We start from the raw sequence: 25451 nt of genomic DNA on the forward strand, positions 1-25451 counted from the left end.
ATGGAAAAAACTACACTCTTTTACATTATTATCGGTATCCTAGTGGTTCAGTATTTGATTCATCAATTATTGGAATACCTGAATGCAAAACGCTTTAAATCAAAAGTGCCTTCTGAACTGAGCGATGTGTTTGATGAAACCGAATACCAAAAGTCCCAACAATACAAAAAAACAAATTATAGATTTGGACTTTTTTCAGATGGGTTCTCATTGTTGCTTACGCTTTGCTTTTTATTTTTTGGTGGCTTTGAACTGGTAGATACATGGACTCGTTCTATAACGGAGAGCACAATTCCCATGGCCTTATTGTTCTTTGGAATCATTTTACTGGGGAGCAGCATTCTGGGCATACCTTTCTCTTATTATCAAACCTTTGTTATAGAGGAAAAATACGGTTTTAACAAAACTTCGAAAAAATTGTTTTTTTTGGATAAAATCAAAGGAGCGGTACTGACCATTATATTTGGAGGTGCGATATTGTCCCTTTTTATACTTTTCTATCAATGGACAGGACCAAATTTTTGGATATATGCATGGTTAATGGTCGGTGGGGTAACCCTCTTCATAAATTTGTTCTATAGCCGTTTGATAGTACCGCTTTTTAACAAACAAACCCCACTCAAGGAAGGAAACTTGAAAAGTGCCATAGAAAACTATGCTAGAAATGTGGGTTTTGAATTGAAGAATATTTTTGTAATTGATGGGTCAAAGAGGTCTACAAAAGCAAATGCTTATTTTTCTGGATTTGGAAAAGAAAAACGGATAACGCTTTTTGATACGTTGATCAATGATTTGAACGAAGACGAAATTGTAGCAGTTTTGGCACATGAAGTTGGTCATTACAAGCGAAAGCACATTATTTTCAATTTGGTCGTTTCCTTGGGATTAACAGGTTTTACCCTATTTATTCTTTCACTTTTCATCAACAATCCGCAAATATCATTGGCCATAGGTGTATCCATCCCAAGTTTTCATGCAGGTCTTGTAGGTTTTGTGTTATTATACAGTCCCATTTCTGAAATTACAGGTTTGGCCATGAACTATCTATCCAGAAAATTTGAATTTCAGGCCGATGATTATGCCAAAAAAACCTTTGCTGCAACACCTTTGGTAACCTCCCTTAAAAAACTGTCCAAAAACAATTTGAGCAATTTAACCCCTCATCCCGCATACGTTTTCGTGCACTACTCCCACCCTCCTCTAATTGAACGGATTAGAAACTTAAAGGCATAATTATTGTTGTTTACATTTAAAGATTATGGTAACTTTAATATAATATGACGGAGGCTGCTATTGAAAAAGAGAACAAGGAGATTGCGAAACAGTATAAAGAGTTGCTTCGCATAAGTTATCAAAACTTGAGCCCTCAGGACAAGAAGTTGATACGCTCTGCTTTTGATGTTGCCGTGGATGCGCATAAAGACCAACGGAGGAAATCAGGTGAAGCCTATATTTTCCATCCCATTGCCGTGGCGAAAATCGTTGCATCAAAAATTGGACTGGATGCGGTTTCCATAGCCTCTGCCCTGCTCCATGATGTTGTTGAGGATACGCCCTATACCCTTGATGATATTGAGCGTATGTTCGGCGAAACGGTTGCGCGTATTGTGGATGGACTCACAAAAATTTCCCATCTCAAAAAAGATAAGGATATCAGCCAACAAGCTGAAAACTTCAGGAAAATGCTGTTGACCCTGCATGATGATGTTAGGGTAATCATCATTAAAATTGCGGATAGGTACCACAACATGCTCACCATGGATTCCATGCCAGAGCACAAACAGGTGAAAATAGCATCAGAGACCTTATATATCTATGCCCCGCTGGCACACCGAATAGGTCTGTACAACATCAAGACCCATTTAGAGGACCTTAGCTTAAAATATACTGAGCCTGACGTCTTTAACGATATTCAGGCCAAAATTGAAGATACCGAAGAAGAGCGATTGGCCTATATCGAGGATTTCTCGGAAATTATCCGTAATTCTCTGGATAAAGAAGGGCTGAACTACACGATCAAAGGAAGGATGAAATCCATTTTTTCCATTAGAAGAAAAATGAAAGTACAGAATGTTTCTTTTGATGAGGTCTATGATAAGTTCGCACTCAGGATTATCTATAAATCCGATAAAAAGAACGAAAAATTCTTGGCTTGGAAAATCTATTCCATTGTTACCGACCATTTTACACCAAACCCAATCCGTTTGCGCGATTGGATCACCTCACCAAAATCCACAGGTTATGAAGCCCTTCATATTACGGTAATGGGGCCAAAAGGGAAATGGGTAGAAGTACAGATACGGAGTGAACGCATGCACGAAATCGCAGAAAAAGGTTATGCTGCCCATTTTAAGTACAAACATGGTGATCAAAAAGAGCAGGGCATTGAAGAATGGCTCAATAGGTTACAGGAGGCGTTGGAAACTTCAAACAACAATGCCGTTGATTTTGTAGAAGAGTTCAAGCTCAATCTCTATTCCAAGGAAATTTTTGTATTTACTCCAAAAGGCGAGCTAAAATCCATGCCCAAAGGAGCAACACCACTGGATTTTGCATTTCATATCCATACCGAAATCGGTATGAAAACAAGGGGAGCACGAGTTAATGGCAAACTGGTTCCGTTGGGGTCAGAGCTCCATAGCGGTGACCAAGTAGAAATAATAACCTCAGAAAGTGCCAAACCCAATCAGAGTTGGTTGGACTATGCCCAAACGGCCAGGGCAAGGTCAAAAATCAAATCTTCTTTGAGTGAGGAAAAAAAGAATATTGCCCAAGATGGAAAAGAAATCCTTCGAAGAAAGCTCAAATCCCAAAAAATTACCCTCAATGAGGATACGGTCAATAAACTGGTAACATATTTTAAATTAAAAACCAGTTTGGATTTATTTTATCGTGTAGGCATCGGTGTAATTGACAATGAGCGTATTAAAGAGTTTGCTTCGTCTTACCACAACGCATTTCTTAACTTCTTTAAAAACAGAATTAGAAGGAATCCAACTCCCAAAGATATTGACAAGGAAGAAATTACCACAAAATACGACATGCTCGTATTCGGCAAGGAGGAAGAAAAGCTAAATTATAAACTTTCCCAATGCTGTAACCCTATTCCCGGTGATGACGTATTTGGTTTTGTTAGCGTAAACGACGGTATAAAAGTCCATAAAAAGAACTGCCCCAATGCAATTTCTTTGCAATCCAATTACGCCTATAGGATCATGACGGCCAAGTGGATAGATTCCACACAAGAAGAATTTATGGTCGATATAAAGATTAGTGGAATAGACAATTTGGGTCTTGTAAATGATATTACCAATATTATCTCGGACAATATGCACGTAAACATGCGCAACTTAAATTTTAGTGCCGATGGAGGAACTTTCACCGGCAAAATAACATTGGCCGTAAAAAACAACACAATTCTTAAAAAACTGGTCAACAATTTGAAGCAAGTGGAGGGTATAGACAAAGTAGCAAGAATTTAATTTTTAGCTGTACCTTTGTCCTTTAGTATAGGCGAGAAAGCAATGGGTAACAATAAAAATCAGGAAATTGTAAAAAATGTGTTCACTTCTTTTTTAGAAGATAATGGACATCGTAAAACACCCGAACGCTACGCCATTCTACAAGAAATTTACAATAGTGACGATCATTTTGATGTGGAATCCCTCTATATAAAAATGAAGACCAAAAACTATAGGGTAAGTCGCGCAACATTGTACAACACCATTGAACTTTTATTGGATTGTAAATTGGTCAGAAAACATCAGTTTGGGAAAAACCAGGCACAATACGAAAAATCATATTTTGATCGCCAACATGATCATGTAATCTTGACCGATACCGGCGAAGTTGTGGAATTTTGCGACCCCCGAATCCAATCCATAAAAAAAACCATTGAAGAGGTTTTTGACATCAAAATCAATAACCATTCATTATATTTCTACGGAACCAGAAACCTGCCTGCCGAGCGGCATGGCAAAGAAGAAAACCTAACCGAATAACCAACACATTTCATGGTAGATTTATTGCTTGGACTCCAATGGGGAGATGAAGGAAAAGGGAAAATCGTTGATGTACTTACCAAAGATTACGATATCATAGCTAGATTTCAAGGAGGCCCAAATGCCGGACATACTTTGGAATTTGATGGTATTAAACATGTATTGCATACAATTCCGTCAGGGATTTTCCATAAAAATGCCATAAATATTGTGGGCAACGGAGTAGTCATAGATCCCGTCATTTTTAAAAAAGAGCTTGACAATCTTGATAAATTTAATATCGATATTGTTTCCAAACTTTTTATCTCAAGAAAAGCACACCTTATTTTGCCTACGCACCGTCTTTTGGATGCTGCATCTGAAGCTGCCAAGGGCAAAGCTAAAATAGGTTCTACACTAAAGGGCATCGGTCCCACCTATATGGATAAGACCGGTAGAAACGGCATGCGCGTTGGCGACTTGGAATTTGATAATTGGAAAGAGAAATACAGAGCTTTGGCTAACAAACATGAGGCCATGATAGGGTTTTACGATGTAGATATCCAATATGATCTTGAAGAGCTGGAAGCTGAATTCTATGAAGGTGTTGCCACCCTAAAAAACTTAAGATTCATAGATAGCGAAGAATATATTTTTAGCGCACAGGATAAAGGTGAAAAAATACTGGCCGAAGGAGCCCAAGGCTCTTTATTGGACATTGATTTTGGAACCTATCCCTATGTGACATCATCCAATACAACGGCTGCAGGTGCATGCACAGGTCTGGGCGTAGCACCGAATAAAATAGGCCGTGTGCTGGGGATTTTTAAGGCATATACCACACGCGTAGGTAGTGGTCCCTTCCCTACCGAATTGTTTGATGAGGATGGCGAAACCATGGGACGCGTAGGCAATGAATTTGGTGCAACTACAGGAAGACCCAGAAGATGTGGATGGTTGGATTTGGTGGCGTTGAAATATACAGTTAAAATCAATGGCGTTACCGAATTGATGATGATGAAAGCTGATGTGCTAAGCGGTTTTAAATCCATAAAAGTCTGTACAGCTTACACATATAAAGGTGAAGAAATAACCCATCTTCCCTATAATGTTGAAAGTGAATATGTAACACCCATTTACAAAGAGATGAAGGGCTGGGCAAAAGATCTTACAAAGCTTACCAAAGCAGAAGAACTACCTTCTACCCTTAATGACTATATCGAATTTTTGGAAGAACAGTTGAACGTACCTATTAAAATAGTTTCCGTAGGACCGGATAGACTGCAGACAATTCATAGATAGTCCAAGCATATTTATGAAACACTTTCTACATTTTAAAAACTAAAATTTCAATTAATCGTTATGTTGAATTTATTTCAACATCATTAAACTATTTTGAACATCGATTTTTGAGATGAGAGTCTGAAACAAGTCCAGAACAATAAAAGAAATAAATTTTCAAGACAAAATAATAAATCCACAACAGGGTTATCTACTATTTTAAATTGAAGTTACACTGTTCAGAATCAGTAAATATCTCATATTTGAATCTTCGCAATACAACTGACCAAATCTTCTATGCATTGGTTTTCAACCCCTTCGCACAGTTGGTACTTTATTTTCTCCAAATCTTGTTAAACATCAATAAAAAGTATTTATAACGGATAATTTCCTTTTGCAGTTACATTTCCGAGCATTTGGGTCAAAAATTGATTTGGGCCAATTCTATCTTTACAGTACTAACTAAACTTTTTAACTATGTCATCCAAAAAAGAGCTTTTTGCACGGTTCGGTATCGCTTCAAAAGGTACTGTTTACATAATCGTAAGTATTCTAACATTATTATCCGCATTCAATGCGGGTGGGAAACAATCAGGAAGTAGGGATGCCATTGAATATATTGCAAATCAAAGTTATGGTACTATTCTTTTGAGCATTGTAGCCCTCGGACTCCTCGGTTATGTATTTTGGAGGTTCTATCAAGGATTTTACAACCCTAAAGACTTGGACAATGATACTAAAGGTATTGTAAAGCGTATTGCCTATGTAGTAAGTGGAATCATCTATGGTTTTTTATGTTACTATGCCATAAGCTTGATTCTGGGCAACTCATCACAATCTAGCAGTGGAGGGGGAAATTCTTTTGGTTCAGGAAGTTCTGAAATTGTAGGATGGATAATCGGTATTATAATTTTTGGTAAGGGTATCTACGATATATATCAAGCCTATTCCAAAAAATATAAAGAAGATTTGGAAAACACCGGTCTCAGCAGTAGTGCACAATCAACAATGCTCAAATGGGGGCGTTTAGGTTATACCATGCGAGGTGTTGTTTTTGTCCTTATGGCATATTTGACCATAAAAGCCAATAGTTCCAATGTTTCTGGTAAAACTGATGTATTCTCCTATGTTCAGGATGAATTTGGAAGTATTCCGTTGGCGTTAATGGCTTTTGGACTTTTAGGATATGGTGTGTTCATGTTGGTCAAATCCAAGTATGCATCAATGAGCATTTCATAAAATATCTTTTATAAATAAAAATAAATTAAACAGCTATGATTAGAGAAGGAACAGAAGTAAAATGGAAGTGGGGCAATGGGCATGCAACTGGTAAAGTTGAGAAAACCTATGAAGAATCCGTCACAAGGAAAATTGAGGGAAGCGAAGTGACCAGAAATGGTTCTTCGGATGATAAAGCGCTTTTTATAAAACAAGAAGATGGGAGCGAGGTATTGAAACTTGAAAGCGAAGTAGAAAGAAACGATTAAAGAAAATCTGGCTTTCCCTCAATTCCCAAACCTTTCTAAATCCTTTCTCTTCTTTGACTAAAAGTCCTACTTTTGGGCAAAATTTCAAGTATTGAGAAGGATTTTAATATTCATTTTTACTTTTACTTATCTTTTTGTTTCTGGACAAGAGGATGCGCCGGAATCAGAGCGAAAACAAATAAATATTGTTTACGGAGCAAATTTCACTAAAGATGAAGCCCAATTCCCTGGAGCATCAATTTTTAGCAAGGATGATGAGCGCCAAGTGCAGTTTGAACATAAAGGCGCCGACCTATGGTGCGACATTGCTATCTTTTATTCACAGGAAAACAGATTGAAGGCCATTGGCAATGTGCGTTTGCAACAAGGTGATTCCATTGAAATGAACAGCGCAAAACTTAATTGGAACGGCGATACCAGTTTGGCCAAGGCTTGGGAAAGTGTAGATTTATCGGATGGTAAAATGACCTTGACAACAGATACATTGTACTTTGACAGGGAAAAACAAATATCCTATTATAATTCTGGAGGAAAGGTTGTGGATTCTGTTAATGTTCTTACAAGCAGGGTTGGCACCTATTTTACGGAGCTAAAAAAAGTTCAGTTTCGAGATAGCGTGCATATTGATAATCCCGAATATATTATAGATTCAGAGCAACTGGATTATTACCGTGTTTCTAAAAATGCCTATATGTACGGTTCCTCCACTATTACTGGGAAAGAGTACAAAATTTATTGTGAACGTGGTTTTTATGACACAAAGATTGAACAGGGCTATGGCATAAAAAATACCCAGATAGATTATGACAATAAAATTATTATTGGAGATAGCCTATATTTTGACAAAGCATCGGAATTTGCATCAGCAACCAATAATATTCAAATTACGGACACCATAAACAATGGTGTTATACGGGCTCATTATGCCGAGGTCTTTAAAGCGAAGGATTCTGTTTTTGCTACAAAAAGAGCTGTTTCTGTAAGTTTGGTGGAACAAGATTCTTTGTATATGCATGGCGATACCCTAATGGTTACTGGAAAGACTGAATCCCGTATTCTGAGAGCATTTAGAAATGCCAAATTCTACAAAACAGACCTAAGTGGCAAGTGCGACTCCATTCATTCCGAAGAAAAAACGGGTATAACACAACTTATACGAAATCCTATCCTTTGGAACGTTAACAACCAAATTACAGGAGACAGCATCCATCTAATTTCTGACTTGGAAACAGAAAAACTGGATTCGCTCAAAGTATTGGAAAATGCATTTATAATTTCTTTGGATACAATAAGTAAAACAGGTTACAATCAAGCAAAGGGGAAAGACCTGTTTGGGAAATTTATAGAAAACGAACTAAAGATAATCGACCTTGTCAAAAATACCGAAGTCATCTATTACATGTACAATGATGACCAAGAGTTGATCGGCATCGATAAAACCATTTGCAGTAAAATCCGACTATTGATGGCCAATAACGATATTGAGGATATTACTTTCTTTGTTAACCCGGATGGGGATATTTTTCCTGAGACGGATTTACCTTTGGAAAGCCGTAAATTAAAAGGTTTTGTTTGGCGTGGCGAAGAAAGGATCTTGAGCAAGGATGATATTTTTGATGAAGATGATAATAATATAGAACTAGTAAAAATACGAGGAATCGAAAATCCCATAGACATTGATGCCGAGGAGGAAGAACGAAGTAAAAACGAAAATGACCCTGTAAACAATATCCCAAATACGAAAGCTATAGTTTCCAAGCCAACTTCAATAAAAAAAGTCCAAAAACCCTAATGCTAAGGGACGATTTCCACACATACCAGGCACAAACCACACCGCATCCACTTGGTTTGGAAATTTCATATGCAAAAGGTTGTTACATTTACGATGCTCAAGGAAATGCACACTTGGACTTTGTAGCCGGGGTTTCCGCCTGCAGCTTGGGCCACTGTCATCCCAGTGTCGTAACAGCAATCAAAGAACAGACTGAAAAATATTTGCACGTTATGGTATACGGAGAGTATGTGCAACAACCAGCAGTAGAACTGACCAAACTCTTAGCGTCCTATCTACCTAAAAATCTGGAAACGACCTATCTGGTAAATTCAGGAACCGAGGCTATAGAAGGTGCCTTAAAATTAGCAAGGAGGTATACTGGCCGTTCTCAACTTATTGCGGCAAAAAATGCATATCATGGTAACACAATGGGCAGTCTAAGCCTAATGGATTACGAAGAGCGGAAAAGTGCCTTCAGACCTTTGATTCCAGATGTTTCGTTTATCGAATTCAATGATAAAAAGGATTTAGCCAAGATAACGGAGAAAACCGCGGCGGTCGTTCTAGAAACCATTCAAGGTGGAGCAGGGTTTATCATGCCTGAAAAAGGATATTTAAAAAAGGTAAGGAGTCGTTGCAATGAAGTTGGAGCCTTATTGATTTTGGATGAAATACAACCTGGTTTTGGGAGAACGGGAAAGCTATTTGCATTTGAGCATTTTAATTGTGTTCCTGACATATTAGTCTTAGGCAAGGGTATGGCGTCAGGAATGCCCGTAGGAGCATTCGTTGCATCAAAAAAAATAATGATGTCTTTAAGGGAAAAACCTAAATTGGGTCATATTACCACATTTGGCGGTAATCCCGTTATTGCTGCTGCCAGTTTGGCAACCTTACGTGAAATTACCGGAACACAGCTCATAGAGCAGACACTTGAAAAAGAAGAATTGTTCCGTAAGCTTTTGGTACATCCTTTGATTAAGGAAATAAGAGGTAAAGGTTTAATGCTAGCGTTATTGTTTGAAAACCAGAAAGTAGCCAATTATTTAGTATTGACTGCCGCCAAAAAAGGACTTATTCTTTTCTGGTTGTTATTTGAACCGAATGCCGTTCGCATATCGCCACCTTTAACGATTTCAATGAAAGAAATCAGTATAGGATGCGACCAAATAATAACTATTTTAAATGAGTACAGACCAGCTGCTGTTAACTAAATTGTTGATAACATACCCTTATTACGAACTTAAACATAAAGGCAAAGGGCTAATTTTAAGTCCATAGTCAAACCAAACATGTTCCTATGGCGTTAAATTCCAACGAATATCCAGACAAATCCATCAATAAATTCGAGTCCATGCTCAAAACGGATGATGTCTATTTTTTCGATGCAGAGGACTTTGAGGAAATTATTCACCATTATCTCAACAATGGAAAAATATCCTTGGGAAAAAAAGCGATTCAAATAGGTCTGGAACAACATCCCAACGCGTTGGAAATAAAATTGCTCCGTGTTGAGGTATTGGTTTTTGAAGATAGGTACGAAGATGCGGGAAAACTATTGGATGAACTTCAGAACATAGATTCCAATAATGAGGAAATTTATATACAGCGCGCCAATATCCAGTCCAAGCAGGACAATCATTATGAGGCAGTAAGTTTATTGATGGAAGCTTTGCATATCAGCGAAGATAGCTTTGACATTCATTCGCTTTTAGGAATGGAATATCTATTTCTTGATGATTTTGAAAAAGCCAAACGCAGTTTCATGAAATGCGTAGAATTCGATGACAGGGACTACTCCTCGCTTTATAACGTGGTGTATTGCTTTGAATTTCTGGAAGATTTTAACGGGGCGGTCTATTACTTAAATGATTATCTGGAACGTAATCCTTATTGTGAAGTAGCATGGCACCAATTGGGCAAGATGTACTACACTATGGATATGTACGATGAAGCACTTACTGCATTCGATTTTGCCATTATATCAGATGACTCCTTTATTGGGGCTTATTTTGAAAAAGGAAAAGTGCTCGAAAAAATGGGCAGGTACAACGATGCCATTGAAAATTATGAAATTACCATATCCATAGAGGACCCAACCTCTCATGCGTATCTCCGTATCGGAAGATGTCACGAGAAATTGGGCAATGACGATTTGGCAAAATACTACTATTACAACACGGTACATGAAGACCCGTTGCTTGACAAGGGCTGGCTGGCAATAACCGATTTTCATTATAAATTGGAGAATTATGAGAAGGCACTGTACTACATCAATAAAGCTATAAATATTGATGGAGAAAATCCGTTGTACTGGAAGAAATGTGCAAAAATCTATTTTGCCCTTGATAACTTTGATGAAGCCGATTTTGCCTACAAACAAGCCGTAGATTTAGGTAATTACGAACAGGATACATGGCAAAATTGGGCAGATGTCCTTAAAAATGTTGGGGATTATGGTTCTTCCATCCAAGTACTCGTTCAAGGTATCGAATTCTATCCGGAAAGTGCCGATCTTTTATATAAGTTGGCAGGACTCTATCTAAAAAATAATGAAATTCCAAACGCTAAAGAGAAATTATCCCAGGCGATGCAGCTCGATATCGATAAATTTCAATTATTTGAAGCGGAATTTCCAGAGTTTGGTGAAATCAAATGGCTCCAAAAATTGGTTTCGGAAATTAAAAAGACATCTACGTAATACCTGATTCCTACCTAAAATTCATGAAAACACGTCAATTTTTTGATTATGTGTTCATCACGCTAAAAGGGATGGCTATGGGAGCTGCAGATGTCGTTCCAGGAGTTTCGGGCGGTACTATCGCGTTTATTTCCGGTATTTACGAAGAACTTATCAGTTCCATCAATAATATCAACCTATCACTCTTTACGACTTTAAGAAAAGAAGGCCTAAAAGCTTTTTGGGAAAAGGCCAACGGGAATTTTTTACTGGCACTCTTTCTGGGGATTTTTATAAGCGTACTCTCACTCGCCAAAATTCTTAGCTGGCTATTGGATAATAAACCCATTTTATTGTGGTCTTTCTTCTTTGGGCTTGTATTGGCAAGTATAATATTTGTGGGAAAAGAAATTACTAAATGGACCGTAGCTACTATAGTCACATTTTGTGCAGGAGCTGTTCTGGCTTTCTTTATAACGGAACTACCTCCCAGTGAAAATGTTGACAGTCTACCCTATCTTTTCTTATCTGGAGCTTTAGCGGTATGCGCCATGATACTACCGGGCATATCCGGGGCGTTTATTCTAGTTCTGTTAGGTTCTTATAAAACTATTTTAGATGCGTTGCACGAACGGGACATGAAAATAATTATAACCGTCGCTATAGGTGCAGTATTTGGCCTACTAAGCTTTGCAAGGATTCTTAAATGGATGTTTAGTCATTACAAAAATATCACTTTGGCCTTATTGACTGGTTTTATCTTAGGTTCGTTGAACAAAATATGGCCTTGGAAAAAGGTATTGGAAACCAAGACTTTTAGTGATAAAATTATTATTATCGACGATATGAATGTTTGGCCGTGGGCATATAATGGAGATAACCAACTAATACTTGCCATAATCTTAGCTATAATCGGTTTTTCGCTTATTTTTATCTTGGAGAAATTTGCTTCCAAAGAATAAGTGTAAAACATTATATGCATCAACCCAGAACATTTCTTGATAATTTTTTCTTGGTAGTTAAAGGGCTTTGCATGGGTGCTGCAAACAAGGTTCCCGGCGTCTCAGGAGGAATAGTCGCCTTTGTAGGTGGTTTTTATGAAGAATTTATCTATTCCCTACAAAAGATTAATTCAAAGGCTTTTAAATTGCTTGTCAATGGCAGGTTCAAAAGCTTTTATCAATATGTAAACGGGCAGTTTTTGCTTTTACTGATTTTTGGAATGCTTATCAGTTATTTTAGTATTTCAAAAATTTTGGACTTCTTTTTGGAACAAAATGAACTTTTTGTCTGGGCCTCCTTTTTTGGTATGATTCTAGGGTCTATTTATTACGTTTCCAAAGAATTTGACCATTGGAACAAGAAGACTGTCGTAGCGGGAATTATTGGTTTACTGATCGGTATCTCAATAAGCTTTTTGAACCCTGCGAAGGAAAATGATAATCTTCTCTTTATTTTTTTCTGTGGAATTATAAGCGTATCGGGGATGACCTTGCCTGGACTTTCAGGCTCTTTCATCTTAATTCTTTTTGGTAATTATGTATTGTTGCTGGTCGATTCGGTAAATGCTCTATATGATACGTTTTCAGAAATATTCGCGGGAGATTTTGGTTTTCTGGACAATGCACAGCGCATAGATTCCCTAATAATACTCGGGGTATTCACACTTGGCTCCGCTACGGGACTTGTTACCTTTTCACACTTGCTGAGCTATTTACTTAAACATTATAAGGAAATATCTACAGCTGTTATCGTAGGTTTTATAACGGGATCACTGGGGGTATTGTGGCCATGGAAAAGAACGATGTTCAAAATTGATGAAGCTGGCAACCCCCTGCTCGATTCCAATGGGGACAAAATAGTATTGAACTATAAGCGCTACATTCCTGATTTATCGGCTCCCGATACATGGTGGGCCATATTTTTTGTGATTTTAGGAATTATGTTATTATTGGTACTGGATTGGTATGGAAAAAACAGAAAAGAAAGAGAACAGGTACGGACTATTGGGTAAGAATATCTCTTATTCTTTTTCCCAAGGTTACTTTGTACAAAAGTTTAAAGACCTTAAACTTGAAAACCATAGCTATGAAAACTTTGACATTCCCCATATATCTGAATTAAAAAAGCTTTTGAACCAAAATGACCTTAAAGGCCTTAACGTTACCATACCGTACAAAGAACAAGTAATCCCCCATTTAAATGACTTGGATAGTACGGCAAGAAAAATTGGAGCGGTAAATACCATTAAATTTACGAGCAAAGGTTTAAAGGGGTATAACACGGATTTCTATGGATTTAAAAAATCGATAGAACCCTATTTGAAAAAACACCATAACAAAGCACTTATACTGGGCACTGGAGGTGCATCAAAAGCTATACGCTATGTTTTAGAAGAACTCGGTATTGCCCATTCCTATGTTTCAAGGACCAAAATGAAAAATCAATTTCTTTATAGTGAATTGAACGAGGACATCGTGAAAAATCACAGAATCATTATCAACTGTACCCCTTTGGGAACCTACCCAAAAATAGATGAAAAACCATCCATTCCCTATACAGACATAACAGGTCAACACCTTTTGTTTGATCTTATTTACAATCCAAAAAAAACTGCATTTTTGCGTGAAGGTGAAGCTAAAGGTGCCGAAATATGTAATGGTTTGAAAATGTTGGAATTACAGGCAGAAAAAGCTTGGGAAATCTGGAACAGTCCATAAAATTGTCATCTACACTTAATTTTGTTCAATCTATATAGGGTTTTTGCTTAAACAAAAGAAGGAGCGTTACTTTTGTTATTGGGTAATTTAGTTGTTAACTTGGCTATAATTATCATCAATTCAAAAGGAAAAGACACTACTGATGCAGGAAAATGAACAAAAACTTCAGGATACTGAAGGTGATGCTGAACTTAATTCGGAGCATACTAAGGATATTGTCAAAGAAAGCCCCATTTCTGAACATGAAAAATCCGAGGATTCAGCAGAAGAAAAAATTCAAGAGCAAGACCAGAAAATTAAACCGCATAATGATTCCCCAGTCCCAGAAATGACCCCCAAAACTGATGACAAGGACGAGGTCATCGAGGAAATAGAAGAATCCAATGCCGAGGATGCAGAAGATAAGGACAATGAAAAACGGCATCACATTCCAATGATGGATTACCATGCCATGTCCATGGAAAATCTGGTCGGGGAGTTACAACGTCTGGTCAAGAATGAAAAAGTACAAGCCATAAATAAGCATGTAAGCTCAATTAAATATGAGTTTGACCAAAAATTCCAAGAATTTTTGGAACACAAAAAGGAAGAGTTTATTGCCAATGGCGGGAATGAAATTGATTTTCGGTATAATTCTGTGTCAAAAAGACAGTTTAACGAGGTTTATGGAGAGTATCGGGAAAAACGTGACCATTACTACAAGCAGTTAGATCAAAACCTGAAAAGCAACCTTCAAAAAAGATTGGAAATCATAGAGGAGCTCAAAGGGTTAATGAACGTGGAGGAAGATATTAACACAACCTATAAAAACTTCAAGGAGTTACAGGAAAACTGGCGGAATGCAGGTCCTGTTCCACGAAACAGTTATAACGATGTATGGCGCACCTACCACCATCACATGGAAATTTTTTACGATTTTTTACATCTGAACAGGGAGTTGCGCGATCTGGATTTTAAACACAATCTAGAAGAAAAATTGAAACTGGTGGAGCGTGCTGAATCACTTGCCAATGAACAAGACCTTGGAAAGGCTTTTAGAGAACTACAGACCCTTCACAAAATCTGGAAAGAAGATGTTGGTCCCGTTGCAAAAGAACAGCGTGACCAAATTTGGGAAAGGTTCAGCAATGCAACTAAGGCTATGCACCAGCGCAGGCAACTACATTATCAGGAACTTGAAAAATCCTATGAAAAGAACTTAGAAAAAAAGCATGAAATTATCACATCAATATTGGAGATTGCAGAAAATGTAACCGACAATCATAAAGCGCTACAACAGCAAATAAGACAGATTGAAGCTTTGCGCGATGCTTTTTTTAAAGCAGGGAAAGTACCTCAAAAAGTGAACGAAGATACTTGGAGCACTTTTAAAGAAGCTGTCCGGAAGTTCAATCGCAATAAAAATTCTTTCTATAAAAATCAAAAAAAGGAGCAACACGATAACTTAGAAAAGAAAAAGGCCCTTTTGGAACTTGCCCTAAAACTTAAAGATAGTGAAGATAAGGAAACGGCAACCCCTGAAATGAAGCGAATACAGAGCGAATGGAAAAAAATTGGACACGTACCCCGTAAATATTCCGATAAAATCTGGAAGGAATTCAAAGATGCCTGCAATCATTATTTTAACCGTCTGCATGCAGAAAAAAGTGAGAGCCAAAAAGAAGAATATAAAAACTTTGAAAAGAAGAGTGCATGTTTGGACCGTTTAAAAGCATTTGAGCTAAGTGGCGACTCTGATAAGGATATCGATTCATTAAAAAAGTTAATTTCTGAGTGGAAGTCTTATGGACGCGTCCCACATAACAAAAAACACATTAACGGCAAGTTCAATAAAATAGTAGATGCTCTTTTTAAAAAGCTAGGACTCAGCCGGCAACAATCAGAGTTGTTAAAGTACGGTGATAAAATGAAGCAATTGGCTAAGGCCGACGATAGTTTGGCAATAAGCAACGAACGTACTTTTATCCGTAGAAAAATTGATGAAAGTAAATCCGAAGTAAGACAACTGGAAAATAACCTACAATTTTTTTCCAATACTTCTGAAGATAATCCTTTGGTAAAAGATGTTGTGAAAAACATTAACCAACATAAAGAAGCTCTTGAAACCTGGAAGGCCAAGCTCAAAAAACTAAACATCATGCAGAACAACCTTAACAAAGAGGTTGAAGAAGACGGGCAAAAAGAAAGTGGCGAAGAAGAATAGACTTGAACAAAACGAATTAGAATTAGCTTGAACGCGTATTAATTTCATCTCCAGTCCAATCTTCCATTGTAATATTGGTTTAGATGAATAATGTTAAGCTGAGCCTACATTTATTGGAACGTACGCACGGTCGAACCCCTATTTTAGAAGTGAGATGTGAAGTGCTCTCGACTGCATTCGAACTGACGGTTTAAAAAAAATCATAGTGTTCTGATTTTTAATCTAATAGATAGTTGAAATTATATATATTTATCTACTGACCGTGATAGATTTAAATATCAATATTGCTGAAGAAGATAATTTATCAAGTCGGTCGTAGTTACTATTCCAACCAATTCTCCATCATCTACTACAGGAAGTTCATGAAATTCTTTTTTTGAAAGAAACTGTGCTACATCTTTTATGGTCGTGTCAGATGATACGCTAGTTATATCCCTCGCCATCACTTGAGCTATGGAGAACATATTATAGACCGTAGTATCGACTCTTTCACCATCATCTTCAATAGCATCCGCAAAACTGATACGCAATAAATCAGTATAGCTCAGAATACCTACTATATTTTTTCCATCAACAACTGGGATATGCCTTATGCCATGCTTTTTAAAAAGTTCTTCGGCACTTACCAAGTCGCTGTCTGTGGTCAAGGTAACCAGTTCTCTGGTCATTATTTCCGATACGGGTACACGCTTTTTCATCATTGATGTTTTTAATTACACCTATGAAGTTACTTGGTTTGTTAGTGAAAAAGCATGATAATTGTCAGTGGCTATTTAGCTACATTTACTGACCTTGTTTCTCTTATCACGGTCACTTTGACCTGGCCGGGATATGTCATGTCTGTTTGTATTTTTTGGGAAATCTCAAAAGAAAGTTCTGCGGCCTTGTCATCGCTCACCTTTTCACTCTCTACAATAACCCGTAGTTCTCTACCAGCCTGTATTGCATAGGCCTTTTGGACCCCGTTGAAACCAAATGCAATGTCCTCCAAATCCTTTAAACGTTGAATGTAAGAATCCAATACTTGTCTGCGCGCTCCTGGCCTTGCTCCGCTGATGGCATCACAGACCTGAACTATGGGAGAAATCAATGTATTCATTTCAATCTCATCATGGTGGGCACCAATAGCATTGCATACCTCTTTGTTCTCACCATATTTTTGTGCCCACTGCATTCCCAAAATGGCATGGGGCGTTTCCACCTCCACTTCGGTATTGGGCACTTTTCCAATATCGTGCAATAGACCTGCCCTTTTTGCAATCTTGGGATTGAGTCCCAGTTCTGCAGCCATTACTCCGCAAAGCTTGGCGACCTCTCTGGAGTGCTGTAACAAGTTTTGTCCATAAGAAGAACGATATTTCATTCGCCCCACGGCTTTTATCAATTCTGGATGTAGCCCATGAATTCCCAAATCTATTACTGTACGCTTACCAATTTCGACAATCTCTTCATTGATTTGTTTTTCGGTCTTTTTCACGATTTCTTCGATACGTGCGGGGTGAATTCTTCCATCGGTCACCAAACGGTGCAATGAAAGTCTTGCCACTTCTCGCCTGACAGAATCAAAACATGAGAGAATTATCGCTTCGGGAGTATCGTCCACAATGATTTCTACACCTGTTGCAGATTCTATTGCTCGTATATTACGACCCTCACGACCAATTATACGCCCTTTTACGTCATCTGACTCTAAGTTGAAAACGGATACGCAGTTCTCAACAGCTTCTTCGGTACCAATACGCTGAATGGTATTTATAACTATTTTTCTGGCCTCTTGCTGCGCAGTCAATTTTGTCTCTTCCAGAGTCGTCTGCAAATATGCCATTGCATCGGTCTTTGCAGTTTCTTTAAGGGATTCCAACAATTGGGCTTTCGCATCTTCGGCAGAAAGCCCGGAGATGACTTCTAGCTGTTGAACTTGACTTTTATGCAATTTATCAGTTTCAGATTGTTTTTTCTCAAGGATTTCAGCCTTGTGGTTGGTTTCCTTTATCTTTTGCTGTAATTGCTCGTTCAGCTTTTTGTTCTTGGCCAGCTCACTGGTTGTTTGGGATTCTTTGTCCCTTGTGCGTTTTTCGGCCTCGGCGATTTTTTTGTCTTTATTTATAATTACCTTTTCGTGCTCCGCCTTTAATTCCAGAAAGCGCTCTTTTGCTTGAAATATTTTATCCTTTTTAATATTCTCGCCTTCCTTTTTTGCCTCTTTGATAATATCTGCAGCTTCTTTTTTTGAATTTGAGATGATTTTTGTAGCCTTTCCTTTTTCCATCATCTTGGCAATAACAAATCCTATTGCCAACCCTACTATCGTAGCTATTATAATTACTATAGTGTTATCCATGTTGATTGTGTTTGGTTAAAAAAAAAGCCCACATTGGCCGAAGTTTTGTACAAACTCCAAATTACAGGTTTAGGGCTACCAAGCTGCTCAAGGATCCCTATACGAGTAGGGCCTGCTTTTACAACTTAAACTCACCCTTTTCAAATATAATAGTGTTGAGTTTGTCAAAAAATAATTACCAATGTGGGCAGTAATAATATTTTATTTAAAAGAACTTATTCGCCAAGTTTGGAATGTACCAAATCATTTAAGGCCCTTAAGCGCTCAAATGCTGCTTTGGAATTCTCCGAACGGTCTATTCCGCCTTGCTCAATTTTAGAGGCAAATTGCAGTGCGCACATGGCCAAGACATCCTGTTTGTCCCGTACGGCGTAATTTTGCTCAAATTTTTTGGCAAGATTGTCTATATTCTTAGCCGCTTTACGCAATCCTTCCTCTTGCTTGGGGTCTATGGTCAAAGGATATACCCTATCCGCAATAGAAAGCTTTATTTTGAGCTTTTCCTCCATATTATATTTACAAACTAATCTGCAAGTTTGGCGATACAAACATCCAGTTCGCGAATCAATGTATTTATTTTGAGCTTAGCTTCTGTTTTATTAGTATTACTACCCAACATTGTGTTTGCCATTTTTAGGGAATTGTACTTTTCTTCCCATTCCAAAACGACGTTCTGTTTTAGTTGGTTTTCCTCTTTTGCAAGGTTCAGTTCATCCTTTAATTTGGTGTTGGACTGATGCAACAATTCTAACTTGTGCAACAATTTGCTCACTTTATTCTCCAGAGAATCAACAATCTCAACTAGTTCGCCCATATGCAAACAACAATGCGTATCAAACAAAGTTAACCAACCTTGCCCAACCTCGCAATACTTTTAAGATTTATTCTTCAAGTATAACTTTAAGCGTTCAAAGCTTTACGAAACTCTTTTTACAAATCAAAACATTGGTTACTTTCGTAAGTAATAATAAATTACTTTATGCGCCTTTATTGTTTTGGAGCCATTTTCTTATTGACCCTATCCCTTACATCACAAGAAAAATATCCACAGGATGTTTTTGGCTCACCTTTAGAGATTCCTTTGATTTTATCAGGTACATTTGGCGAATTGCGTTCCAACCATTTTCACTCCGGAATTGATATTAAAACACAAAGAAGACAGGGATTGCCAGTTTTGACAATCGCCGATGGTACCGTAACCCGAATAAAAGTATCCCACTGGGGCTATGGCAAAGCACTATACATTGCACATCCAAACGGATACACTTCGGTATATGCACACCTTCAAAAATTTGGCCCAGAGATAGAAGCCTACATTAAAAAAGTACAGTATGGAAAAAAGTCTTTTGAAGTGGAAGTATTTCCTGATTACGGCGAATTGAAAGTGTTTAAGGGAGATGTAATAGGATATTCCGGTAATTCCGGTAGTTCGGCAGGTCCCCATCTACACTTTGAGATACGCAGCAGCGTAACAGAAAAACCTACAAACCCATTGCTTTATGGGTATGAAGTCAGAGATGCGACCAACCCAACTTTGTCCGGACTTTATGCTTATCCCTTATCAAATGATGCTTTGGTCAACCAAAGTGCAGAGAGAATTCAACTAAGCTTTACCAAACAGGCCGATGGTACGTTCTTGGCTGATAAACTGACCGCTATAGGTACAATAGGTTTTGGATTTAATGGCTTTGACCGCCAAGATTTGGCCGCAAATAAAAATGGGGTATTTTCAGTAAAACAAATCGTTAACGGAAAAACATACTCAGCATACAATTTTAAAACATTTTCTTTTACGGAAACAAGGTATATCAATACCTTGATAGATTATCCCTATTTTGGAAAATTCAAACAACGTATACAGAAGTGTTTTAAAGAGCCATACAATAGATTGACAATCTATGAAACTCTTCATAATAATGGAAAAATAATGATTAAAGAAGGACTTTCCTATAACGTGCAAATCCTTATAGCGGATATTGAAGGAAACGAAACCAAACTCGTTATACCCGTAGAAGGAAAACAGCAAGCCATAAAAATTAAAAAGGATGAATCCAAGACCAGTGATTTCATAATTTCAGATAAGCCCAATAATTTTGATTTAACTGCAGCAAAAGTCTACTTCCCTTCAAACACATTTTACGAAGATTTTTACATTGATTTGGAAAAAGGGAAAGACACTATCAAAATCCATAATAACAGTGTGGCCGCACATAGAAACTTCACCATAAGTTTTGATGTATCCAAATATGACCCAAAAGAAAGAAAACAACTGTTCATAGCCCGTCTCGATGAGAAAAATACCTCTAGGCACTCAAAAACTTATAAACGTGATGATGCTTTTACTACACGAACGCGAACCTTTGGAACATATACTATTGCCAAGGATAGCATTGCCCCTACTATAAAACCAAGGAATTTCAAAGAAAAACAGTGGTTGAGCAACTATAGTTATTTAAGTTTGGAAATAGAAGATGACCTAAGTGGAATAAATACCTATAGTGCGACTGTAAACGGAGAGTGGATTCTTATGGAATATGAACCTAAAACTAGGACTATCACCTATAATTTCGATGATAAAATCCTGAACAAAGCGCAATGTGACCTTAAAGTGGTCGTTACAGATAATGTTGGCAATTCCAGTACTTTTGAGTCTACCTTTTTTAGAAAATAGTGTATTTGACCCGTTCAAGTTTTTTAATTCCCACAATATTTATCTTATGTATGTTTGCTGGTTACGGTCAAACAGCCACTGTCTTGGGTACGGTTTTAGATGAAAATAATCTTCCCATTACAAATGTGAATATTGTTTCTGGAAATACTGGCACAACAACGGACGGTAACGGGTATTATCTGCTTCAGCTTACGGCAGATACTAAAAATATAATAACCTTCTCGCATTTAGGTCATAAAAAGGTGGTATTGGAAAACCTGATTTTGACGACCAATGAAACTTTTGAGTTTAATCCTGTAATGAAAACTGATGTTACCCAGATTGCAGGCGTTGAAGTCTCACCCAACGGGAAAAAAAGTATTGAGGGCATTACTACGATCTCCCCAGAAATAGTTCGAAAAATACCTGGAGCAAATGCCGGTGTGGAAAATATTTTAAAGCTGCTGCCAGGAGTATCGTTCAATAATGAACTGAGCACACAATACAATGTTAGAGGTGGTAACTTTGATGAAAATTTGGTGTACGTCAATGGAATAGAAGTGTATCGTCCATTTTTGGTTCGTTCTGCCCAACAGGAAGGATTAAGTTTCGTAAACAGCGATATGATTTCCAATCTTGAATTTTCTTCAGGAGGTTTTCAAGCTAGATATGGTGATAAATTATCCTCCGTTTTGGATATTACTTATAAAAATCCTGTGGATTTTGGATTGCGAATAGAAGGCAGTTTATTAGGTGCGAGCACAACGCTGGAAACGTTATCCAAAAATAAGAAATTTAGCAGTATTACTGGTGTGCGTTATAGGGATAATAGCCTATTCGTTAACACCCAACAGACCGAAACCAATTTCAATCCAAGATTTATAGATGTACAAAACTACCTTACCTATCGCTTTTCAAAAAAATTTCATCTCAATTTTTTGGGTACTTATTCCGTGAACGATTATGAAAATGAACCTTTGACCAGGCAGACCAATTTTGGGACCATAAACGACCCCAGGGCACTATTGGTTTTTTATCAAGGAAAAGAGAATAGTAGTTTCGATAATAAATTAGGGGCTCTAAAAGCAGATTATTTTCTTAACGATAACATAAAAATGGATATTACCGCCTCTGTCTACCATACCCAAGAAGAAGAGTTCTCAGATATCATAGCTTCTTATGAATTGGCCGAAATAGATACGGACCTAGGAAGTGAAAATTTAGGTGAGGTTACGAATTCCAGAGGTATTGGGTCTCAATTTAATAGGGCAAGAAACCAGCTTGATGCATTGATTCTCAATTTTTCATATCGCGGAAAATATAAAAAGGGTGACAAATCTTTGGAATGGGGCATAAAATATGCACACGAGGATGTTAGGGACCAGCTTCGGGAAGCTGAGTTTATAGATTCTGCCGGATTTTTCATTCGGCCTTCCGAGCCTGAATTTGTGAACAACCAGCCCCAAGAACCTTTTACGGAAGATATAGTAGCATTTGAAAGCGTACAGGCTACAAACTTTGTAAAAACGAACAGGTTTTCAGGTTTTGTACAATATGGTCAACAAACAAAATTGGGCGAACACGACGCCTATTTTAATCTCGGGATAAGAGCACAGCATTGGATTTTGAGCGGTGAAGGGTTCGATGATAATTCACAAACACTTTTTAGTCCAAGAGGGCAATTTTCCTTAAAACCCAATTGGAGGAAAGACATGCTGTTTCGTTTTGCTGTCGGAAGTTATCAGCAGCCGCCTTTTTATAGGGAACTACGCGATATTACTGGAAACATAAATCCAGATGTAGAAGCGCAGAGATCAATTCACTACGTGCTTGGCAGCGAATTCAGTTTCAACCTTTGGAACAGACCGTTCACCTTGATCAGTGAGACATACTACAAAGATTTGGATAACGTAAACACATATACCATTGAAGATGTAAGAATCAGATATGCCGCCAATAACAATGCGATTGCCTATGCTTACGGATTCGATTTCAGACTTACGGGAACCTTTGTGCCCGGTGCGGAATCATGGGTCAGTCTTGGGTATTTACAAACACAGGAGAATAGAAATGACAGAGGTTTTATATCCCGTCCTACGGACCAACGGTTAAAATTTGCCGTTTTGTTTCAAGATTATGTGCCGAGCATACCAAATTTAAAACTTTACTTAAATCTAGTCTATAATACTGGTGTACCGGGCGGTTCTCCAAATAATGCCGATCCGTACGATTTTCAGAATAGATTAAGAGATTATAGAAGGGCCGATATGGGAATTTCCTATATTTTTGCCGACAGTAACAATCAATATCCCAAAGGGCATTGGTTGCACAAGTTTCAGGAACTCAGTTTTGGTTTTGAGATTTTCAATATGTTCAACAATCAAAATTCCATTACGAATACCTGGGTCAGGGACGTAGATACCCAAAGGCAATTTGCCGTTCCTAATTTTTTGACAAGCCGTATTTTAAATGTAAAGTTTGGGATGCGATTCTAATTTATTTTGATGAAGAAAATTATATTTCTTATTGCTTTATTGTCCGTAGCATTTGCGATGGCACAAAAGAATATTTACGAGAACAGAAAATTCGATGAATTAAGCGAGAACCATAAAGTTTTGGCCATTGTACCCTTCATCGCCAATCTTGACCTAAAAAGGGATGTTAATCAAGCTGAATTGAAAAATTTGGCCCAAAAAGAAGGCTATGCTGTTCAAAATGCCCTTGAGACTTATTTTTCCAAACGGAAGAAACGCAAAAAATTCAATGTAGAATTTCAAAACATAGAAGATACCAATGCAATTTTGAGCCAAAATGGCATCACTTACGATAATTTGGATATTTATACCACTAACCAGCTTAGCAAAATCCTTAATGTCGATGGAATCATCAGCGGTAACCTAAGTTTGAATATATTGTTGTCCAAAGGTGTACCAACAGATTTTAGCTTATTCGATTATTTTAGCGGAGATGCCAATTATGGTAGAATAGGCGTTAAGGTCAGTGATGGAACTTCTGGAAAACTTCTTTGGAAATATGAAAAGGCCATTACCAAAAAAACAGGCAAAAATACTACTGAGCTGATCGATAGAATGATGAAATTAGCTTCTAGAAAGTTTCCCTACGACAAGGAAAAAAAACAACGCAAAAACAAGAACTAACTATCCGCAAATTCCTTTAAAACCGCTATTGTGTAATCAAGTTCCTCTAAAGTATTGTATTTTGAAAATGAGAACCGGAGCGACGGTTTTTCCAATTCCTCATCGTTTAGTATTTCATTGAGAACATGGGAACCAAGATTGCTACCGGATTGACAGGCGCTTCCTTTGGAACATGCAATTCCTTTCATATCTAAATGAAAAAGCAACATTAACCCTTTCTGTTTGTCAAATGGCAAACGTACATTGGTCAATGTATAGGTGCTTTTTTCCAAATCATCTGAAAGACCGTTAAAATTTACTTCAGGGATTTCGCGCTTTAGCTTTTTTACGAAATGACTTTTAAGGTTTCTTACAATTTTTATTTCTTCTTCCAGATTATCGTAAGCTTTTACAAAAGCTTCTTCCAACCCTACAATATTATGAAAGGGTTCGGTTCCAGCTCTAAATCCCCTTTCTTGTGACCCACCAAAAATCATTGGTTTTAAACCGGAATTTTTTCTGATAAATGCAAAACCTATCCCTTTTGGTCCGTGAAATTTATGAGCTGCCGCGGTCAAAAAATCAATTGGGGTATTTTGAACGTCCCATGGGTAATGCCCTACTGACTGTACTGTATCGGAATGAAAAAGTGCATCATGGTCCTTGCACAATTTGCCAATAGCATCAATATCGACGATGTTACCAATTTCGTTGTTCACGTGCATTAAGCTTACCAATTTTTTAGCACCATCCTGTAGCAACAGTTCCTCTAAATGGCTCAATTTTGGGTTCCCATTTTCATCCAAATCCACAAATTGGAGCGAAATTCCATACTCCCTTTTCAATTCTTCGGCAGTATGCAAGACAGCATGGTGCTCAATTTTGGAGGTAATAATAGTGGTAATGCCCAAATCCCTTACTGCGCAGCGCAATATCATATTGTCTGCCTCTGTTCCACCAGAGGTGAATATAATTTCTGAAGGCTGTGCATTCAGTATTTTTGCAATTGTTTTACGTGCCTTTTCTATGGCAGTCTTTGCTGACCTCCCATAACTATGTGTAGAAGAAGGGTTTCCATAAAACGAGGCCAATGCCTCTTGCATTTTTGCAATGACCTCATCTCTAACTTGAGTGGTCGCTGCATTGTCGAGGTACACTTTCTGCATGGTTTGGTTACAGTTTTACACTAGCATCAAAA

General features: G+C 37.7%; 21 protein-coding genes and 1 other RNA gene. 16 read left to right on the forward strand and 6 right to left on the reverse strand.

Annotated features, from left to right (window positions below; all coding sequences use genetic code 11):
• From HME9304_RS01590 to HME9304_RS01650, 13 genes are all read left to right on the forward strand, one after another.
• The gene (locus HME9304_RS01590) at positions 1-1233 is read left to right on the forward strand and encodes a M48 family metallopeptidase (protein ID WP_112376927.1); all 1233 of its coding nucleotides are present in this window, start codon (positions 1-3) and stop codon (positions 1231-1233) included.
• 44 nt (positions 1234-1277) lie between these two features.
• A complete protein-coding gene (locus HME9304_RS01595; RefSeq protein ID WP_112376928.1) occupies positions 1278-3482 on the forward strand; it encodes a RelA/SpoT family protein in 2205 nt (734 codons plus the stop codon).
• A 42-nt stretch (positions 3483-3524) separates the two neighbouring features.
• Positions 3525-4001, forward strand: coding sequence for a Fur family transcriptional regulator (locus tag HME9304_RS01600; RefSeq protein WP_112376929.1), 477 nt, complete (start codon positions 3525-3527; stop codon positions 3999-4001).
• A gap of 12 nt (positions 4002-4013) precedes the next feature.
• The gene (locus HME9304_RS01605; RefSeq protein ID WP_112376930.1) at positions 4014-5282 is read left to right on the forward strand and encodes an adenylosuccinate synthase; all 1269 of its coding nucleotides are present in this window, start codon (positions 4014-4016) and stop codon (positions 5280-5282) included.
• A 456-nt stretch (positions 5283-5738) separates the two neighbouring features.
• Positions 5739-6500, forward strand: coding sequence for a DUF1206 domain-containing protein (locus tag HME9304_RS01610; protein WP_112376931.1), 762 nt, complete (start codon positions 5739-5741; stop codon positions 6498-6500).
• A gap of 35 nt (positions 6501-6535) precedes the next feature.
• Positions 6536-6748: a hypervirulence associated TUDOR domain-containing protein gene (locus HME9304_RS01615; protein ID WP_112376932.1), complete on the forward strand. Its 213-nt coding sequence runs from the start codon at positions 6536-6538 to the stop codon at positions 6746-6748.
• A gap of 100 nt (positions 6749-6848) precedes the next feature.
• Positions 6849-8540: an OstA-like protein gene (locus HME9304_RS01620; protein ID WP_112379692.1), complete on the forward strand. Its 1692-nt coding sequence runs from the start codon at positions 6849-6851 to the stop codon at positions 8538-8540.
• On the forward strand, positions 8540-9736 hold the full coding sequence (locus tag HME9304_RS01625; protein WP_112376933.1) for an aspartate aminotransferase family protein: 1197 nt from the start codon (positions 8540-8542) through the stop codon (positions 9734-9736). Before HME9304_RS01620 ends, HME9304_RS01625 begins: the two co-directional genes overlap by 1 nt.
• A gap of 86 nt (positions 9737-9822) precedes the next feature.
• Positions 9823-11223, forward strand: a complete 1401-nt coding sequence (locus HME9304_RS01630) for a tetratricopeptide repeat protein (protein WP_112376934.1) — start codon at positions 9823-9825, stop codon at positions 11221-11223.
• A gap of 23 nt (positions 11224-11246) precedes the next feature.
• Positions 11247-12164 (forward strand): polyprenyl-phosphate transporter, encoded by a 918-nt coding sequence (locus tag HME9304_RS01635; RefSeq protein WP_112376935.1) that lies wholly within the window; start codon positions 11247-11249, stop codon positions 12162-12164.
• Positions 12165-12178: 14 nt separating this feature from the next.
• Positions 12179-13216, forward strand: coding sequence for a DUF368 domain-containing protein (locus HME9304_RS01640; protein ID WP_112376936.1), 1038 nt, complete (start codon positions 12179-12181; stop codon positions 13214-13216).
• Positions 13170-13922: a shikimate dehydrogenase family protein gene (locus HME9304_RS01645; RefSeq protein WP_112376937.1), complete on the forward strand. Its 753-nt coding sequence runs from the start codon at positions 13170-13172 to the stop codon at positions 13920-13922. Before HME9304_RS01640 ends, HME9304_RS01645 begins: the two co-directional genes overlap by 47 nt.
• A 142-nt stretch (positions 13923-14064) precedes the next feature.
• On the forward strand, positions 14065-16125 hold the full coding sequence (locus tag HME9304_RS01650; protein ID WP_112376938.1) for a DUF349 domain-containing protein: 2061 nt from the start codon (positions 14065-14067) through the stop codon (positions 16123-16125).
• A 278-nt stretch (positions 16126-16403) separates the two neighbouring features.
• Here HME9304_RS01650 and HME9304_RS01655 read toward each other — a convergent pair whose 3' ends face one another.
• The 5 genes from HME9304_RS01655 to HME9304_RS01675 all read right to left on the reverse strand — a co-directional run bounded on the left by HME9304_RS01655 (position 16404) and on the right by HME9304_RS01675 (position 19280).
• Positions 16404-16823 carry a CBS domain-containing protein gene (locus HME9304_RS01655; protein WP_112376939.1) on the reverse strand — a complete coding sequence of 140 codons (420 nt, stop codon included), beginning with the start codon at positions 16821-16823 and terminating at the stop codon, positions 16404-16406.
• A gap of 71 nt (positions 16824-16894) precedes the next feature.
• The gene (gene rny / locus HME9304_RS01660) at positions 16895-18466 is read right to left on the reverse strand and encodes a ribonuclease Y (RefSeq protein ID WP_112376940.1); all 1572 of its coding nucleotides are present in this window, start codon (positions 18464-18466) and stop codon (positions 16895-16897) included.
• Between the two features lie 51 nt (positions 18467-18517).
• A non-coding RNA gene (gene ssrS / locus HME9304_RS01665) (6S RNA) lies at positions 18518-18627 on the reverse strand.
• 54 nt (positions 18628-18681) lie between these two features.
• Positions 18682-18975: a cell division protein ZapA gene (locus tag HME9304_RS01670; RefSeq protein ID WP_112376941.1), complete on the reverse strand. Its 294-nt coding sequence runs from the start codon at positions 18973-18975 to the stop codon at positions 18682-18684.
• A gap of 14 nt (positions 18976-18989) precedes the next feature.
• Positions 18990-19280 (reverse strand): hypothetical protein, encoded by a 291-nt coding sequence (locus HME9304_RS01675; protein WP_112376942.1) that lies wholly within the window; start codon positions 19278-19280, stop codon positions 18990-18992.
• 165 nt (positions 19281-19445) lie between these two features.
• On the opposite strand from HME9304_RS01675, the gene HME9304_RS01680 reads away from it, so the two are divergent.
• Genes HME9304_RS01680 through HME9304_RS01690 form a run of 3 tightly spaced genes read left to right on the forward strand, consistent with a single transcriptional unit; the run spans position 19446 to position 24274 of the window.
• Positions 19446-21137, forward strand: a complete 1692-nt coding sequence (locus tag HME9304_RS01680; protein WP_112376943.1) for a M23 family metallopeptidase — start codon at positions 19446-19448, stop codon at positions 21135-21137.
• A gap of 50 nt (positions 21138-21187) precedes the next feature.
• Positions 21188-23611 carry a TonB-dependent receptor gene (locus HME9304_RS01685; protein ID WP_112376944.1) on the forward strand — a complete coding sequence of 808 codons (2424 nt, stop codon included), beginning with the start codon at positions 21188-21190 and terminating at the stop codon, positions 23609-23611.
• Between the two features lie 9 nt (positions 23612-23620).
• The gene (locus HME9304_RS01690) at positions 23621-24274 is read left to right on the forward strand and encodes a hypothetical protein (RefSeq protein WP_112376945.1); all 654 of its coding nucleotides are present in this window, start codon (positions 23621-23623) and stop codon (positions 24272-24274) included.
• Here HME9304_RS01690 and HME9304_RS01695 read toward each other — a convergent pair.
• Complete coding sequence (locus HME9304_RS01695; RefSeq protein ID WP_112376946.1) at positions 24271-25419, reverse strand: cysteine desulfurase family protein; 1149 nt, start codon at positions 25417-25419, stop codon at positions 24271-24273. The genes HME9304_RS01690 and HME9304_RS01695 overlap by 4 nt on opposite strands.
• Positions 25420-25451 lie beyond the last annotated feature (32 nt).

Origin of the sequence: Flagellimonas maritima, from assembly GCF_003269425.1 — a bacterium.
GTDB lineage: Bacteria > Bacteroidota > Bacteroidia > Flavobacteriales > Flavobacteriaceae > Flagellimonas > Flagellimonas maritima.